This is a genomic window from Variovorax sp. KBW07 (assembly GCF_003852515.1).
Taxonomy (GTDB): Bacteria; Pseudomonadota; Gammaproteobacteria; order Burkholderiales; family Burkholderiaceae_C; genus Variovorax.
Window position 1 is genome coordinate 42,362 of record NZ_QAJK01000164.1, and the last position, 16,451, is coordinate 58,812.

Consider the following 16,451-nt stretch of genomic DNA (forward strand, 5'->3'; position numbering starts at 1 on the left):
ATGAACAGCACGCCCGAGGCCGATTGGCTCAACCTGCTGATCGGCCTGCTCCAGGGTGCCCAACTGCAGCTGCTGCGCGTGCTGGACGCGCTCGGCCTTGTGCAACAGGCGCACGGCCAGCCGGCCTGGCCGTGGGCACGCAAGCTCTCAGGCGAAAACCTGCTGATCGACCTGGGCCAGGCGCGCCGGCTGGGCCTGACCCTGGTCGTCATCACGGCCGCGCTGGTGGTGTTCGTGGTCGCGTTGCTCTGGCGCCGCCGGCGTACCTGGCGCATTTGGGGAATCGCGCTCGCCACGCTGCTGGTCGTGCTCGCCCCCTGGCCCGAAGCCAACGTGGTGCTGGTGCCCGCCTACCCCACGAGCTTTCAGCAACGCCCCGTCGGCTTCACCGCCGACGCCATCGCGCAGGGCCGGGCGTTGTACGCGACGCATTGCCTGGCCTGCCACGGCACCGATGGGCGCGGACAAGGCCCGCTCGCGGCCACGCAACCGGTATGGCCGCCCAACCTCAGCGGGCCGCTGCTCTGGCGGCGCGCCGATGGCGACCTGCTCTGGCACGTGATGAACGGCACCCGCGACCGGCACGGCGCGGCCACGATGCCGGGCTTCGGCAAGCTGCTGTCCGACGACGATGCCTGGGCGCTCATCGATTTCATGAAGGCCCAGGGCGCCGGCGAGAGCCTGCGCGCGGCGGGCCTGTGGGCACAACCCATCGGCCCGCCCGACATCGCGGTGCGCTGCGAAGGCAGGCCCGTGCGCATGCTCAGCAGCTGGCGCGGACAGCGCGTGCGCATCGTGGCTGAAGGCGCCGCAGCCGACACGGCCCCGCCGCTGGAAGACCCGCGGCTGGTGACGGTGCTTCTGAGACCTTCACCCACTGCGACTGCGACCAGCGCGCCAACAAGCGCCAACTGCGTGGCCGACTCGCCCAACGCATGGGCCGCCTTCTCGCTCGTGGCCGCCACCACGCAACTGGCGGGCACGCAATTCCTCGTCGACCGCAACGGCTGGCTGCGGGCACGCGGCGAGCCGGGCAAGGACGCATGGAACGACGACGACCTGTTGTGCCGCACCGACCAGCCGCCCCGTTCCGTCCAACAGCCGCTGCCGCAGCAAGACGGGCTGGGCGCGCTCATCGCCCGCATGGACGCCGAGCCCGTGCGTTTCGTGAAGGGCGGCTTCGTTCACTGACGCCCCGGGTTTTTCCGTGGCTGCCGCTATGACATAGTTCGGCCTGTGGACCTTCGCGCACTTCGCTACTTCATCACCGTGCTCGAGGCCGGCAGCCTCTCGCGGGCCGCCACCCTGCTCTACGTGGCCCAGCCGGCGCTCACGGCGCAGATCAAGAAACTCGAGAACGAACTCGGCGCCCAGCTGTTCGAGCGCTCGCACGCCGGCGTCACGCCGACGCCGGCCGGCATGCAGCTCTACCAGGATGCCCGGCGGCTGCTGTCCGATGCCGCGGCGCTGCGCGAGCGCTTCCAGCGCCCCGCCCAGGGGCTGGAAGGCTCGGTCACCCTGGCCATTCCTTCGCTGCTTTCGTCGCTGCTGCTCGGCTCGGTGCTGAAGCAACTCAAGCAGCGCCACCCCTTCGTGCGCGTCTTCGTGCTGGACGACCTGAGCCTGATGGTGAAGAAGACCATGCTCGACCGCCGGGCCGACGTGGGCATCATGGTCGACACGCCTTCGCTCGAAGGCCTGGTGTGCGAACCGCTGGTGCGCGAGTCGATCTTTCTTTGCGGCTTCGACGTGAACGGCATCGCGGCGCCTTTGCTGAAGAAGAAGCGACGGCGCGCTGCGCCCAAGGCCGGACAGCGCCGCGGCCGCGACGAAATAACCTTCGCGCGCGCGGCGCAATTGCCGCTGGTGCTGCAATCGCGGCGCTTCAGCATCCGGCAGGCGGTCGAGCAGGCCGCATCGGACCTGGGCGTGGAACTGAACGTGGCCTACGAGCACGACTCGGCCCGCGTGATCCGCTCGCTCTACCAGGCGGGCGCGGGCTTTACCTTCACGCCGGCCTGTGCGCTCGACGATTCGGCGCTGGCGGACGAACGCTGGATCTGCGCGCGCGTGACGCAGCCGCAGCTGCTTCGCAGCTACACGCTGGCCACGCTCGGAAATCGCCCGCCCGACCCGGTGGTGCAGGCGGTGATCGACGTGCTGCGCGAAGAAATCGGCCGCATGGTCAGCGAAGGCCTCTGGGACGCCGAGCTGTCCTGAAACATCGCGCCCACCGGCACGGGCATCACCGGCAGCACCGCTATTGCAGCAGGCCATCAGAAATTGTGATGGCTGCGCATCAGCAAACGGTATTTCCTCCTTCGGCCCTCGCGCCGCGATAGTGGCGCCAGTCCACTCGCACATTCGCACATTCGCACGTGTAAGTGGCGCACAGGAGATAGCCTTTTGAATTCCCCATCCTTCGAGGTCGCCAACGTCGGCGCCCTCGTCTCTCGCGCATCCCGCGCCTACGCACGGCAGATCGCCATCAAGAGCCCGACGCGTTCGATCACCTACGAAGAGCTCGAGCGCCGCTCCAACCGTCTCGCGAATGCCTTGCTGTCCGCCCACGGGCTGGCGCGCGGCGCGCGGGTGGGCGTCTGCCTGCCGAACTGCATCGAGGTGGTCGAGCTCGAACTCGCCTGCTACAAGGCGGCGCTGGTCAAGGCGCCCATCAACGCGCGGCTGTCGCCGGTCGAGGTGGCGGGCGTGATCGCCAACAGCGAGGCCGAGCTGATCGTGACGACGGCGGACCGCGCCGAAGCCTTCCTGCCGCTGCTGCAGACGGCGCCGCCCCGGCTGCTGCTGGTCGACCAGCCAGAAGGCGGCGCGCACAGCTACGAAGCCGCGCTGGCCGCCGCCAGCGACACGCTCGAAGCGGCCCGCGTGCAGTCTGACGAGCTGGCCGTGCTGCACTACACCTCGGGATCGAGCGGCGTGCTGAAGGCGGCGATGCAGACCTTCGGCAACCGGCTGGCGCAGTTGCGCAAGTTCCTCATGCGCTCCGACGGCATGCGGCCCGGCGAACTGCTGGGCCTTGTCGGCCCCATCACGCACGCCTCGGGCATGCAGCTGGTGCCGGCGCTGTGCAGCGGCGCCACCATCCGCCTGTTCGACCGCTTCGAGCCCGACCGCTTTCTGGCCGAGATGCGTGCCGACCGCGTGGCCCACACCTTCATGGTGCCGACCATGATCAACATGCTGCTCGCGCAACTCCAGGGCCAGTACCTGCCCCTGCCCGACCTGAGGCGGCTCGGCTACGGCGCGGCCCCGATGGCGCCCGCGCGCATCCTGCAGGCGATGGATGTCTTCGGGCCGGTGCTCTCGCAGGGCTACGGCGCCGGCGAAACCACCTCCGGCGTCTGCGGGCTCACGGTGGAAGACCACCTGCACGCGCGTGCCGCCCGGCCCGAGCGGCTGGCGTCTTGCGGTCGCCCCTTCCTGGAGTCGCGCGTGGAGATCGTCGACGACGAAGGGCAACCCGTTGCCGTGGGCGAGATCGGCGAGATCGTGGTCAGCGGCCCCGACGTCTTCGCGGGCTACTGGCGCGCGCCAGACCTCACGGCCGAGGTGCTGAAGAACGGCAGCTACCACACGGGCGACCTCGCACGCGCCGACGACGACGGCTTCATCTACATCGTCGACCGCAAGAAAGACATGGTGATCACCGGCGGCTTCAACGTCTATCCGTCGGAGGTGGAAGCGGTGCTCTACCAGCATGCCGCCGTGGCCGACGCCTGCGTGTTCGCGGTGCCCGACGACAAGTGGGGCGAGGCCGTGGCCGCGCACATCGTGCTCAAGCCCGGCGAGGCCATCGACAGCGCGGCAATCGACGCCTTCTGCGCCAGCCGGCTCGGCGGATTCAAGCTGCCGCGAAGGATCGAGTTCGTGAGCGCGCTGCCCAAGAACGCCAACGGCAAGGTCGCCCGCAAGACCATCCAGGCGCCCTACTGGGCCGACCGCGCACGGCGCGTCAACTGAGGAACACGCATGAACGACGCAGTTGCCCATGGCACCAAGAACACCCACAGCACCGGCGCGCACTTCGAAGGCTCGGCGCAGGCCGGGGAACTGATCGGGCGCATCCAGCATTTCATTCACGGCGAGCTGGCCGCCATCGTTGCCGAGCACGGCATCGGCCACGAGCGCAGCCCCGACCGCGAAACCTTGCGGCGCATCTGGCGGCGCTCGAACGAACTCGGCTTCTACGGCATCACGCTGCCCAAGGCGATGGGCGGGCTGGGCCTGTCCGTGCTCGACCATGTGCTGATCAAGGAAGCCATCTACGCCAGCGGCTCGCCGCTCGCGCCGCACGTGTTCGGCGAACTGAGCGGCCCGCCCCGGGTGGGCGCGCTGGCGCGGCAGGCCACGCCGTGGCAGCTCGAACAGTTCATCGTGCCCGTGGCGAACGCCGACAAGGCAATCTGCTTTGCATTGACCGAGGCCGAGGCCGGCTCCGACGCCGGCGCTGTGCAAACGCGCGCCGAGCGCCAAGGCGATGACTACGTGCTCACCGGGCGCAAGCGCTTCATTTCGGGCTCGCCGTTCGCGGACTTCGCGCTCGTCATGGCCTCGACCGCCGAAGACCCCGCCCAGCGCGAAATCTCGGCCTTCTTCGTCGACCTGAACCAGCCCGGTGCGCGGGTGGAATCGGGCTACAAGACCATGGCGGGCCAGTCGCACACGGGCGACATCGTGCTCGAAGGCTGCCGCGTTCCCGCGCGCAACATGATCGGCGAGCCGGGGCGCGGCCTGGCGCTGGCGCTCGGGCGCATCACGGTGAACCGGCTGCTGCACTGCCCGGCCATGGTGGGCCTGGCGCGCGTGGCGCTGAACGATGCCATCGACTACGCCAAGGGTCGCCGCCAGTTCGGCCGCGCCATCGCGCAGTTCCAGGCCATCCAGCACATGCTGGCCAACATGGCGACCGAACTGGCCGCCGCGCGCGGCCTGATGATTGCCACCGCGCGCCAGATCGATGCCGGCGGCGAGGCGCGCGCCGAGGCCTCGATGGCCAAGCTGTTCTGCTCCGAGTCGGCTTTTCGCATCGCCGATTCGGCAGTGCAGATCCATGGCGGCGAAGGCATCGTGCAGGGCCGCCGCGTGGAGTTTTTGTTCCGCATGCTGCGCATGTACCGCGTGCTCACCGGCACCAGCGAGATCCAGCGCAACACCATCGCGCGCGAACTGCTGGGGGATCCGGCGCCTTGATGTCCTGACGCCCTGACGCCCTGACGCCCTGACGCCCACACACATTCATCTACAACAAGACCCGAGACAAGAACCATGAACCCCGACTTCACCGCCTCGCGGCGCCGGCTGTGCCAGGCGCTGGCCGCCTCGCTGTGGCCCGCCGCATGGCCCGCGCTGGCCGCCGACAGCGACTGGCCCAGCCGCCCCATCAAATGGGTGCTGCCCTACCTTGCGGGCACCGGTCCCGACATCACGGCGCGCACGCTGGCGGAGGCCGTGAGCCCGCTGCTCGGCCAGCCCGTGGTGATCGAGAACCGCGCCGGCGCCGCCGGCAACATCGGCGCCCGGCTGGTCGCGCATGCGCCCGCCGATGGCTACACCTGGATCTACTCGGCCTCGCCGATGGCGGCCAACATGCGCATGTACGCCAACCCGGGCTACGACGCGGTGAAAGACTTCCACCACATCACGCGGCTCACGACGTCGGACATTCTGCTGATCGTTCATCCCTCTTCGGGCATCGACACCGTGCGCGAGCTGTTGGCGCGCGCACGCGCCAACCCCGGCAAGCTGGACTACGCCTCGGGCGGCGTGGGAACGCCATCGCACCTGGGGGTCGAGCTGTTCCTCAGCGCGGCCGGCGTGCAGGCGACGCACGTGCCCTACAAGGGCGCGACGGAAATGGTGAATGCGGTGCTCGGCAAGCAGGTGGGCTTTGCCATGCCGATCTTCAGCGTGGCCTTTCCACACGTGCAGGCCGGCAGGCTGAAGGCACTGGCCGTGGCCGGCAACCAGCGCAATGTGGCCCTGCCCGAACTGCCGACACTGGCCGAGGCCGGCGTGCCGGGCGTGTCGCTCACTTCGTGGGGAGGCGTCTCGGTGCCGGCACGCACGCCCGATGCCATCGTCGCGAAGATCCAGGCGGCGTTCGAGCAGGCCATGAAGAAGCCCGCGGTGCGCGCGGTGATCGAAGCCTCGGGCGGCAGTGTCAGCCCGTCGAGCCCGGCGGAATACGCCAGGGGCTTCGTGCAGGAGATCGCGCTGACCGAAACGATGATGAAGAAGGCGCAGCTGGCGCCGATGTAAGGCTGGCTCCGGCCACGCAGTGGCCGTTCCCGGTGCAACGCAGGCGGATTCTACAGTTCGCCGCAGAGGTTCCGTTGCAACCAGTGCGCGCACTCCCGTGCCGGCAGCCCCGCTGCCAGCAGCGCATGGAGCTTGCCCAGCGCCGCCTCGGCCGTCATGCCGCCCCCGTCGATCACGCCGGCATCGCGCAGCCGCTGGCCGGCCTCGTAGGTGCCGAGCCTTGCCTGGCCTTCCGGGCACTGGCTGACTGCGAGCAGCACCATGCCGGCCGCGTGCGCACGGCCCAGCGCGGCCACGAAGGCGGCATCGCCGGTGGGCGCGGTGCCGCTGCCGTAGCAAGACAGCACGCAGCCGGCAACGCCCGCCAGCCGCAGCGCGTCGAGCAGTTCAGGCGCAAAGCCCGGGTGCAGCGTGAGCAACGCGACGCGCCGCGGCGTCCAGGCATGACGCGGGTTCCAAGGCGCGGCAACGCTGTCCAAAGAGCGGCTGGCGGCGGGCCCGGCGCGCTCTGCAAAAGCGTCGAAGCCATCGCTGCGCCGCTTGCTGCAGCGCACCGCGCTCAGCGTGCGCCCCGCGAAATGCAGGTGCACGCCCGCGGCACCTGGCGCGCGCAAGGCGGCGACGGCGCCGCGCACGTTCGGCCAGGCGTCGCTGCCGGTTTCCACCGCCGGCAGCATGCTGCCCGTGAACACCACCGGCACAGCAAGCCCGTGCAGAAGGAAGGCCATCGCCGCGGCGCTGTAGGCCATGGTGTCGGTGCCGTGCAGCACCAGCACGCCGTCGCAGCCCGCATCGGCGAGCGCCAAAATCGCGTCGGCCATCGCATGCCATGTGGCTGTGGTGGCGTCCGCGCTGTCGATGGGTTGCGCCAGCGTGGCGATGCGCCACCGGGGGCCTTCTTCGCCATGCATGGCCTGCAGCGTGGCTTGCAGGCTGCCGACGATGCCGGCCGAGGGCGCCAGCGTTCCCCCGCGCGGCTGCATGCCGATGGTGCCGCCGGTATAGAGCACGCCGATGTGCGGCGCGGCGTTCATGGCGACGAAGCGGCGCGCACGCCCGTGCGGTCGAGCAGGGCCTCGGCCACGAGCTGGGTCACGTCGACCAGGCGCCCATCGCCCGGCAGGTCGGCCACCAGCGGCAGCTCCGTGCAGGCCAGCAGCACGCAGGGCGATTCGATGCCCGCCACCAGCGCGGCAAAGCGCTCGCGCAAGCCCGGGTGCGCGGCACCGCGCCACTTGATGTCGTAGATGAGCTGGTGCAGTTCTTCGGTGGCCGCGTCGCCCAGCGGCTCGAAGTCGAAACGCTCGCGCAGCGTGCGGTACGGCGACCACTCGCCCAGTTCGGCCACCGGCCGCGCGCCCAGCAGGCACACGCGCGGCGCACCGCTGCGCGCCAGGTGGTCGCCCACGACATCGGTGAAAGACAGCAACTGCGCGCGCAGCCCCAGCGCATGCAGGCGGTCGGCAAAGAGATTGAGCGTGTTGCAGGCGATGGCGTACACCGCCGCGCGGCCGTCCAGCGCCTGCGCGTCGGCCTTGAGCGCGGCCCACACCTGGGCCTCGGTGCGTTCGAGTTCCATCGACAGGCCCAGCTCGGGGTCGGACACCACGTGGACGGCGGGCGCATCGATGTCGCCGCGAAAGGCCGTGCCGAGGCGCCGGCGGTTTTCTTGCAGCAGCTTGGTCCACAGGTCGATGCCGGCTTCGGGGCCCGAGCCGGTGAGGATGCCGATGGTCGGGCGGGCCCGGTAGTCGGCGAGCGAAATGTCGGTGGGGCCCGCCGCAGCGTCGCCCGTGGCGCAGGAATGAGTCATGGCCGGAATTCTCGAAGCCGGCCCCACTCCGAGGCAATTTCGCGACCCGCGCGCTTGCGGCGCGACTTGCTCACGCCGTTGCCGCGACCTGATGCGCGCGCGGCCTGGCCCGCGCTTGTCCTTGCCTGCTTCAGCGCAGCTGGAACAGCCCCTGCTCCAGCCTCACCGCCTGCAGCTGCTCGCGGATGTCCGCGCCGATGCCCGGATCGTCCGGCGCGAACAGGCCCAGCTGGCGGTAGCAGCTCACGCGTCGGATCTCGGTGCCCAGGTAGTCCCACACCACGCGGCTGCAGCAGGCCGCGCGCTGGTCGTTCGAAGACACGCCGAGCTTGAGCCCGTTGAGCCGCGTCACGCGGTTCTTGAAGCTGGGCGTGAGCACGGTCTGCGAAATCTCGTTGGAGGTGAGCGACTCGTAGTCCACCAGGAACAGCTTGCCCTGCAGGTCGAACGCGGTGCCGATGTAGCGGCAGCGCACGTGCTCGGCCGGCGCATCCGACAGTTGCAGCCGCTCGGTGCGCTCGTAGCTGAAGTAGCCGGCGTCTTCGCGCAGGTGCACCAGCGAGCGAAGGATGTGGCCCGGTGAAGACATCGAGTGGTAGTACTCGAAGTAGTAGCCGACGTGGCGCGCCAGCCGCGACGCCGAAGACTGCGCGCGCAGGTGCTCGAAGTGCGCAAGCGGTGGCGGTGCCGCCTGCGCCGGGGCGCCGCCGCTCCGGCGCACGCCGATCAACTGCGCGAAGGCTTGCGCGGGCTGGGCAATTTCCAGCTCGTCGACACCGAAGAAGTCGCAGATGCGCTTGAGGTTGTGCGCCGTCGGTACCGACTGCCCGCCCAGGTACTTGTTGAACTGCGCACGGTTGATCTCGAGCCGTCGGCAGACATCGGCGATCGAGCGGTAGTGGCTGCACAGCAGCTTGAGGTTGCCGGGGAAATACTCGTTCATGGCGCCGGAGCGTAGCAGGGCCGGGTGGCGCGACCTGGCGCGATGCTGGCGTCGCTTCGCGCCACATTTCGACGGTCGCGAAATTGCGGAGGGGGCATGCCGCTTTGACAATTCCCGCACCCATCCCGCCGGACACGGCCGCACGCGGCTCCTCACGGCCGTTCACCACCGCCACCTCGCATGAACCCACCCGCCTCGCTCCAGACCCTGCCCCTGCCGCTTTCGGAAGCGGCCGACCCCGACGCGGCACGGCGCCTGTTCCGCCGCCTCGACTGGCGCATGCTGCCCCTGCTGATGATCTGCTACATGGTGGCCTACATCGACCGCGTGAACCTGGGCTACGCGCAGTTGCAGATGAAGCAGACGCTGCCCTTCGGCGACGAGGTGTACGGCCTGGGCGCCGGCATCTTCTTCATCGGCTACTTCCTGTTCGAAGTGCCCAGCAGCCTGCTGCTCAAGCGCATCGGCGCGCGCGCCACGCTGCTGCGCATCATGTTCTGCTGGGGGCTGGTGGCCGCCGGCATGATGTTCGTGCAAACGCCCCTGCAGTTCTACACGCTGCGCTTTCTGCTCGGCGTGTTCGAGGCCGGCTTCCTGCCGGGCGTGGTGTATTACCTGACGCAGTGGTATCCGCCGGCGCGGCGCGGGCAGGTGGTGGCGATCTTCATGGCGGCGGCCGTTGCCGCGGGTGTCATCGCCGGGCCGATGTCGGGCTTCATCATGAAGCACTTCGACGGCATGCAGGGCTGGGCAGGCTGGCAGTGGCTGTTCTTGGTGCAGGGGCTGCCGGCCTCGGTGCTGGGCATGGTCGCGTGGCTCTGGCTGCAGGACAGCCCCGAGAAAGCCCATTGGCTCTCGGCCGATGAAAAGGCGCTGCTGCGCCAGCAACTGGCCGCCGACCCCAGCGTGGCCCAGGGCGGCCACGGCAACATGCGGGCGCTGCTGAAAGACCCGCGCGTGTATGCGCTGGCGCTGGTCGACTTCCTGCTCATCGGGGCCAACTACGCGCTGGTGTTCTGGATGCCCACGCTCATCAAGGGCTGGGGCGTGACCGACCTGGTGCAGATCGGCCTCTATGCCGCCGTGCCGCAGGTGCTGGGCGTGGTCGGAATGATCCTCATCGGCCGCAGCTCCGACCGGCGCGGCGAGCGGCGCTGGCACTATGCAGCCTCGAGCTTTCTTGCCGCCTTCGGCCTGTGGATCACCGTGCAGGCGCAGAGCCAGCTGGCGCTGTCGATGCTGGGGTTGTGCATTGCGGTGGTCGGCCTCGCGGCGGCCACGCCGCTGTTCATCACCGTCGTGACCGAGTACCTCTCCAAGCCCGTCGCGGCCACCGGCATCGCTTTCATCAACAGCCTGGCGATCCTTGGCGGCGCGATGAGCCCGCCGGTCATCGGCTTCATCAACGCCCGCGCCGGCAGCCCGGTGCCGGCCATCTATTTCGTACTGACCCTCTACGTACTCTCGGGCCTGCTGATGCTGGCCGTGGTGCGTCGCAAGAAACAACGCTGACCCCATGACCGATACCGACAAAAGCGCAACCGACATCCAAGCGACAGAGACCGGCGCCACCCTCCCCTTCGACCTGCTGCTGCGCGGCGGCACCGTGATCGACGGCACGCGCGCACCGCGCTTTCGCGCCGACGTCGGCGTGCGGGGCGGCCGCATCGCCGCCATCGGCGACCTGTCGCATGCGCACGCGGCGCAAGAGATCGACGCCACGGGGCGCATCGTCGCGCCGGGCTTCATCGACGCCCACACGCACGACGACCAGGCACTGCTGCTGCAGCCCGACATGCGCTTCAAGGTGTCGCAGGGCGTGACCACGGTCGTCACCGGCAACTGCGGCATGAGCGCCGCGCCGCTGCGCGCGGGCGTCGCATTGCCGATGCCCATGGGCCTGATGGACGACGCCGACCGTTCGCGTTTTGCACGCTTCGGCGACTACCTTCAGGCACTGCGCGACGCTCCGCCGGCAGTGAATGCCGCCGCCTTCGTAGGCCACACCAACCTGCGCGTGTGGGCCATGGACGACCTGCAACGCGGCGCAGGCAAGGACGAGATCGCCGTCATGCGCGAACTGCTGCAAGAGGCGCTGGAGGCCGGTGCCCTGGGCCTGTCGGCAGGCACCTTCTATCCGCCCGCCGCGCATGCGCCCACCGAAGAGATCATTGCCGTGGGCCGCGACCTGGCCGCGCACGGGGCGCGCTTCGCGACGCACATGCGCGACGAATCGGGCCAGGTCATGGAGGCGCTCGAAGAAACCTTCGCCATCGGCCGAGCGCTTGGCGTGCCGGTCGTCATCTCGCACCACAAGGTGCAGGGCCGGGCCAATTTCGGCCGCACCGCCCAGACCCTGCCACGCATCCGCGAAGCCATGCGCCACCAGTGCGTCGCGCTCGACTGCTACCCCTACGACGCCGGCTCCACCATGATCCGCACCGACCGCGGCATGCTCGACGGCCGCGTGCTGATTGCCTCCAGCACCCCGCACCCCGAATGCGCGGGCCGCGACCTGGACGACATCGCGCGCGACTGGGGCGTGCCGCGCGAAGAGGCCGCGCGCCGCCTGCAGCCCGGCAGCGCCATCACCTTCCTGATGGACGAGCACGACGTGCAGCGCGTGATGGCTTTCGACGACACCATGATCGGCTCCGACGGCCTGCCCACCGGCCCCAGCCCGCACCCGCGCCTGTGGGGCACCTTCCCGCGCGTGCTGGGCCACTACAGCCGCGACGTCGGCCTGTTTCCGCTGGAGACCGCCGTCTGGAAGATGACCGGCCTCACGGCGCGCAACTTCGGCCTGCACGGGCGCGGCACGCTGGCCGTGGGGCAGCATGCGGACATCGTCGCCTTCGACGCCGCCACCGTGCGCGATGCCGCCACCTACGCCGAGCCCGAACAGGCGGCCGAAGGCATTGAGACGGTGATCGTCAACGGCGTGCCGACCTGGCGCGCGGGTGCGTCGACTGGTGCGCGTGCCGGGCAGGTGCTGGCCCGCGAGAAACCGGCCGTCAGTTAGCTCCGGTCACCCGCCTGAACTTCTCGCCGGGTGACGACCGGCTCGCATCCGGCGACAGCTCGAACAGGCATTGCATGTAGGGCGAGACTTCGCTCCACTTGCTTCCCCTGTACGACACCAGGTTGCGCGTGGCTTCCACCGCCAGCGGCCAACGGTCCGCCGAGCTCCCGCCCGTCATTGCGGAGCGGCTGTCCCCGTCGTCGTGAAGCGCGCCGTCTTGCGCGCCATAGGTGTGGAACTCGAGCACCCGGGGCGGACGCTCGATGCCGGTGTCCGCGCACATCTCGCCGGTGGCCCGCGCTTCGCGCGAGGCGTGGCCGGCCGCGAACGAGTCTTGCACCGTGTGCAGCACCGAGCCGAACGCGATGTCCCGCAGATTGCGAAGCAGCCCGCTCTTGTCGTCCTGCCGCCCCAGAAGGTACAGGTCCGACACGCGCCATTGGGTGCAACCGAAGTGTTCGTTGATCGTGGGAATGTCGATGTCTCGCAGGAACTGCCCCGGCTTCACTTCGCTGGACGAAACTTTCCACGCAAATTCCAGCCAGCCCAGCACGCTTGCGCGCGTGGCCTGCGGCGCCGTTTTCTCTTCGCTGGCCATGCCATGCAAAAACTGCAGGTCGCCGAAATGCGAGCGCGTCATCACGTTGCCGTGCACCGTGTTCTCGCCCTTCCTGCAGCCGGTGATCTGTCGGGTCTGCGACTTTTTCTCGGCGTCCTTGAACAGGCAGTACCAGCACACGGGCTGCGTCGAAAAGCGGATCGTCTGGTCGAGCCTGCACGACTTTCCGAACCAGGTGCAATTGCCTTCCTCGGGCGAGAGCTGAAAAGGCGGCAAGTCGTTCCAGCGCACGCCGTAGATCACGAAGGCGTTGGCAAAGGGCTTGTCGGCGCCGCTGCAAGACATGTCGTCGGCAAGCCCGCCCTGGTCGGCCGGGCGGTCGAACGCCAGTTGCGTGATCTCTTCGTGGACCGGCCCCTTCAGCAATACACCCAACTGCCCCGCCACGTTGGCAAGGCTGCTGCTGGTCTCGTTGGTCAGGCGAGCTTCGAACGCGGACCCCATCGGCGCCAGCTGGAACGCGGTGGCCGCGGTGCAGCACGCCATCAGCGCCAACAGTGCCGCGCACCTGGCGACCCATCCTCCGGACTGCTTTTTCATTGCCTCGTCTCCTGTGCCGTCGTTGCGCTGGCCTTCAAGGCGTCATGTTTTTTTGGACGCGCGCGCGGTTCCCCCGCCGCAGGGTAGCAGGAGCGGCTTCAAAACGGTATCCACCGAAGGAGGCGTCGGCTGGACGAAAAGGTATCTTCCGTGGACGGATTGATCCCGGCTTTGCATCTCGCGCGAAGACACTTGTTTCCTCTACCCAAGACCGACGCCATGAAGAAGAAATGCATTGCCCTGCAGCACCTGGCTTTCGAAGACCTCGGCCTGTTCGCCGAGGTGCTGGTGCATGCCGGCTACGAGATCGACTACCGCCAGGCAGGCATCGCGCCGCTGGCTGTCGATGAATGGCGCGGCGCCGAGCTGGTGGTCGTGCTCGGCGGGCCCATCGCCGCATACGACACCCACCTGTACCCCTTGCTCCACGATGAACTCGCCGGCCTGCGCGAGCGGCTCGCCCTGCGGCGTCCGACATTGGGGTTGTGCCTTGGCGCGCAGCTCATGGCCAGCGCGCTCGGCGCCCGCGTCTACCCTTCTTCTTCGGCCAAGGAAATCGGCTGGGCGCCGGTCGAGCTGAGCGACGCCGGCAAGGCCTCGTGCCTTGCGCCGCTGGCCGGCGTGCCGGTGCTGCACTGGCACGGCGACACCTTCGACATTCCGCCCGGCGGCGAGTTGCTCGCGCGCACGGCGGGCACGCCGCACCAGGCGTTCAGCCATGGCCGCAACGCGCTGGCCCTGCAGTTCCACCCCGAGGCGGACCCTGCGCGCATCGAGCCATGGCTGATCGGCCACAGCTGCGAACTGGCCCAGGCTGGCGTCGACATCCCCGCGCTGCGTGCCCAAAGCGCCGCACGGGGAACTGCAACGCGCGCGTCCGCCGCAGCCGTGCTCACGGCCTGGCTCGGCCAGCTCGAATGACGCAGCTGCCCGGCGCCGTCACCATCGATTCGCTGCTCGTGGGCCAGGTGGCCTTGCTGCCCGATGGCCGCTCGCCGAGCGGCATCTGCAAGTCGCCCAGGGAGCAGGCGCTGTGGCTGTCGCCCACCGGCGTGGAAGGCGATGCGCAGGCCGACCTTCGCATACACGGCGGTGTCGAGAAGGCGGTGCACCACTACCCCCGCGAGCACTACGCAAGCTGGGCGTCATGGAGCCGCCGTACCGATCTTCTGGGCCACGCCGGCGCGTTCGGCGAAAACATCTCCACCACCGGCTGGGACGAATCGGTGGTGTGCATCGGTGACGTGGTGCGGCTGGGCGAGGCACTGGTGCAGGTGTCCCAAGGGCGGCAACCGTGCTGGAAGCTCGACGTGCGTTTCGGGGAACCCGGCATGGCGCGCGAGATGCAGGCGCGCGGCCGCACGGGCTGGTACTACCGCGTCGTCGAAACGGGCTGGGTGCGCGCGGGCGCCACGGCCGCGCTGGTCGAACGGCCGCACCCTGAATGGCCCTTGTCCCGCCTCATCGCGCTGCTGTTCGTGCGCGACGAGCGCTTCACGCCCGAATGGGCCCGCGCCGCCGAACTGCCCGCGTTGGCGGAACGCTGGCGCGGCACCTTTCGCAAGCGCGTGGCCTCCAGCAGCGTGGAAGACTGGGAGCCACGGCTGCGCGTGCCCCGGTAGAAAAAAAGAAAGAAGAATGCCCCGGGAACGAACCGGGCACGGGGCGCCTTCGAAATCCGGGGTAATAGAATTTCTTCCGGATCGAACACCCGGGGCCCATTCCGTTGCCGCCGCGTCAGTGGCGCCGGAACAATGGAGAAAAGAAGTCATGACCGACATCGCAGCCCTCCAGAGTCTTCTGGACACCATCTTCCCCGGCCTGATGGGCGTGCGCCTCACCGCCCTGGCGCCCGACCGCGTGGTCGCTGAAATGCAGGTGCGGCCCGATCTCTGCACGGCAGGCGGCATCTTGCATGGCGGCGCCTACATGGCCTTTGCCGACACGCTCGGCGCCGTGGGCACCCTCGTCAACCTGACGGACGGCAAACGCACCACGACCACCGATTCGAGCACCAAGTTCATTGCCGGCGCGCGCCAGGGCACCACGGTAATCGGCACCAGCGTGGCCCTGCACCGTGGCCGCACGACCATGGTCTGGCAGACCACCATCACCAACGCGGACGGCAAGTTGTGCGCCGTCGTCACCCAGACACAACTCGTGCTCGACGCGAGCAGCTGAACCCGTTTCCTGGACCCGCATGACATCCTCTTCTTCCTCCTCTTCTTCGCCGTCTTCTTCACCCGCCACCCACCCGCACTACGACCGCCTGATCGCCGCGGCGCGCGACCTGCCCGCCCTGCGCGTGGCGGTGGTCCACCCGACCAACGAGGTGTCGCTCGAAGCCGCCCTCGCCTCGGCGCGGCTGGGCCTGATCGCGCCCATCCTGATCGGTCCGCGTACACGCATCGAGGCGGCCGCGCAGGCCATCGGCGCAAAACTGTCCGACCTGGTGATCGTCGATGCGCCGCACAGCCATGCCGCGGCCGACCTGGCAGTGGCCATGGCACTGCGCGGCGAAGTCGATGCCCTGATGAAAGGCAGCCTGCACACCGACGAGCTGATGGGCGCCGTGGTGCGCCGCGAAGGCGGCCTGCGAACGTCGCGCCGCATCAGCCATTGCTTCGTGATGGACGTGCCCGGCCATGCCCAGCCGCTGATCATTTCCGACGCAGCCATCAACATCGCGCCGACGCTGGAGGAAAAGGTCGACATCGTGCAGAACGCGATCGACCTGGCCCATGCGTTGCGCATGCCGGCGGTGCGCGTGGCCATCCTCTCGGCCACGGAAACCGTGAACCCCAAAGTGCCCTCGACGCTGGACGCAGCAGTGCTGTGCAAGATGGCCGACCGTGGCCAGATCACCGGTGCGCAGCTCGACGGCCCGCTGGCAATGGACAACGCGATCGACGCCGAGGCGGCCCGCATCAAGGGCATCACCTCTCCCGTGGCGGGCCGCGCCAACGTGCTGATCGTGCCGGACCTGGACGCCGGCAACATGCTGGCGAAGAGCCTGACATTCCTGGCCGGCGCCTATGCCGCGGGAATCGTCCTCGGTACGAAAGTGCCGGTGATCCTGACGAGCCGTGCGGACTCGGAGCCGGCGCGCCTTGCGTCGTGCGCGGTTGCCTCGATGCTTGCCAAGGCGGGGCGCGAGCGGCTTATCAAGGCTGTGGGCTGAGCTCTGTTGCTGCGCTGTTCATTCGTTCGTTCACTCGTTCATTCAGGGCGACGC

15 protein-coding genes are annotated in these 16,451 nt (G+C 69.0%); 11 read left to right on the forward strand and 4 right to left on the reverse strand.

All coding sequences use genetic code 11. The features are described 5' to 3' along the window. The 5 genes from DBV14_RS29040 (at position 1) to DBV14_RS29060 (ending at position 6,279) form a co-directional block, all read left to right on the forward strand. Complete coding sequence (locus tag DBV14_RS29040; protein ID WP_124464731.1) at positions 1-1,191, forward strand: cytochrome c; 1,191 nt, start codon at positions 1-3, stop codon at positions 1,189-1,191. Between the two features lie 45 nt (positions 1,192-1,236). Beyond that, a complete protein-coding gene (locus tag DBV14_RS29045; protein ID WP_124464701.1) occupies positions 1,237-2,220 on the forward strand; it encodes a LysR family transcriptional regulator in 984 nt (327 codons plus the stop codon). Positions 2,221-2,406: 186 nt separating this feature from the next. Continuing rightward, complete coding sequence (locus DBV14_RS29050; RefSeq protein WP_124464702.1) at positions 2,407-3,981, forward strand: AMP-binding protein; 1,575 nt, start codon at positions 2,407-2,409, stop codon at positions 3,979-3,981. A 9-nt stretch (positions 3,982-3,990) separates the two neighbouring features. After that, positions 3,991-5,211 carry an acyl-CoA dehydrogenase family protein gene (locus DBV14_RS29055; RefSeq protein ID WP_124464703.1) on the forward strand — a complete coding sequence of 407 codons (1,221 nt, stop codon included), beginning with the start codon at positions 3,991-3,993 and terminating at the stop codon, positions 5,209-5,211. 75 nt (positions 5,212-5,286) lie between these two features. Next, positions 5,287-6,279 carry a tripartite tricarboxylate transporter substrate binding protein gene (locus DBV14_RS29060; protein ID WP_124464704.1) on the forward strand — a complete coding sequence of 331 codons (993 nt, stop codon included), beginning with the start codon at positions 5,287-5,289 and terminating at the stop codon, positions 6,277-6,279. Positions 6,280-6,329: 50 nt separating this feature from the next. Here DBV14_RS29060 and DBV14_RS29065 read toward each other — a convergent pair whose 3' ends face one another. The 3 genes from DBV14_RS29065 to DBV14_RS29075 form a co-directional block, all read right to left on the reverse strand. Further along, positions 6,330-7,313 (reverse strand): asparaginase, encoded by a 984-nt coding sequence (locus DBV14_RS29065; protein WP_124464706.1) that lies wholly within the window; start codon positions 7,311-7,313, stop codon positions 6,330-6,332. Beyond that, entirely contained in the window at positions 7,310-8,092 is a 783-nt protein-coding gene (locus DBV14_RS29070; RefSeq protein ID WP_124464708.1) for an aspartate/glutamate racemase family protein, read from the reverse strand. The genes DBV14_RS29065 and DBV14_RS29070 overlap by 4 nt, the downstream gene beginning before the upstream one ends. Before the next feature lie 130 nt (positions 8,093-8,222). Further along, positions 8,223-9,191, reverse strand: a complete 969-nt coding sequence (locus DBV14_RS29075) for a helix-turn-helix transcriptional regulator (RefSeq protein ID WP_369008195.1) — start codon at positions 9,189-9,191, stop codon at positions 8,223-8,225. Positions 9,192-9,215: 24 nt separating this feature from the next. Between DBV14_RS29075 and DBV14_RS29080 the strand changes: the two genes are divergently transcribed. Next, positions 9,216-10,547 carry an MFS transporter gene (locus DBV14_RS29080; RefSeq protein WP_124464712.1) on the forward strand — a complete coding sequence of 444 codons (1,332 nt, stop codon included), beginning with the start codon at positions 9,216-9,218 and terminating at the stop codon, positions 10,545-10,547. A 4-nt stretch (positions 10,548-10,551) separates the two neighbouring features. Beyond that, a complete protein-coding gene (locus tag DBV14_RS29085; RefSeq protein WP_124464714.1) occupies positions 10,552-12,057 on the forward strand; it encodes an amidohydrolase family protein in 1,506 nt (501 codons plus the stop codon). Here the strand turns inward: DBV14_RS29085 and DBV14_RS29090 are convergent. Continuing rightward, complete coding sequence (locus DBV14_RS29090) at positions 12,050-13,216, reverse strand: hypothetical protein (protein WP_124464716.1); 1,167 nt, start codon at positions 13,214-13,216, stop codon at positions 12,050-12,052. The genes DBV14_RS29085 and DBV14_RS29090 overlap by 8 nt on opposite strands. A 219-nt stretch (positions 13,217-13,435) precedes the next feature. Here DBV14_RS29090 and DBV14_RS29095 point away from each other — a divergent pair, with 219 nt between their 5' ends. The 4 genes from DBV14_RS29095 to DBV14_RS29110 all read left to right on the forward strand — a co-directional run bounded on the left by DBV14_RS29095 (position 13,436) and on the right by DBV14_RS29110 (position 16,397). Continuing rightward, positions 13,436-14,137, forward strand: a complete 702-nt coding sequence (locus tag DBV14_RS29095; protein ID WP_124464718.1) for a glutamine amidotransferase — start codon at positions 13,436-13,438, stop codon at positions 14,135-14,137. Further along, positions 14,134-14,838 carry an MOSC domain-containing protein gene (locus tag DBV14_RS29100; protein ID WP_124464720.1) on the forward strand — a complete coding sequence of 235 codons (705 nt, stop codon included), beginning with the start codon at positions 14,134-14,136 and terminating at the stop codon, positions 14,836-14,838. The genes DBV14_RS29095 and DBV14_RS29100 overlap by 4 nt, the downstream gene beginning before the upstream one ends. Positions 14,839-14,986: 148 nt before the next feature. Then, positions 14,987-15,397 (forward strand): PaaI family thioesterase, encoded by a 411-nt coding sequence (locus DBV14_RS29105; RefSeq protein WP_124464722.1) that lies wholly within the window; start codon positions 14,987-14,989, stop codon positions 15,395-15,397. 19 nt (positions 15,398-15,416) lie between these two features. Beyond that, entirely contained in the window at positions 15,417-16,397 is a 981-nt protein-coding gene (locus DBV14_RS29110; protein WP_124464724.1) for a phosphate acetyltransferase, read from the forward strand. The last annotated feature ends 54 nt before the right edge of the window (positions 16,398-16,451 follow it).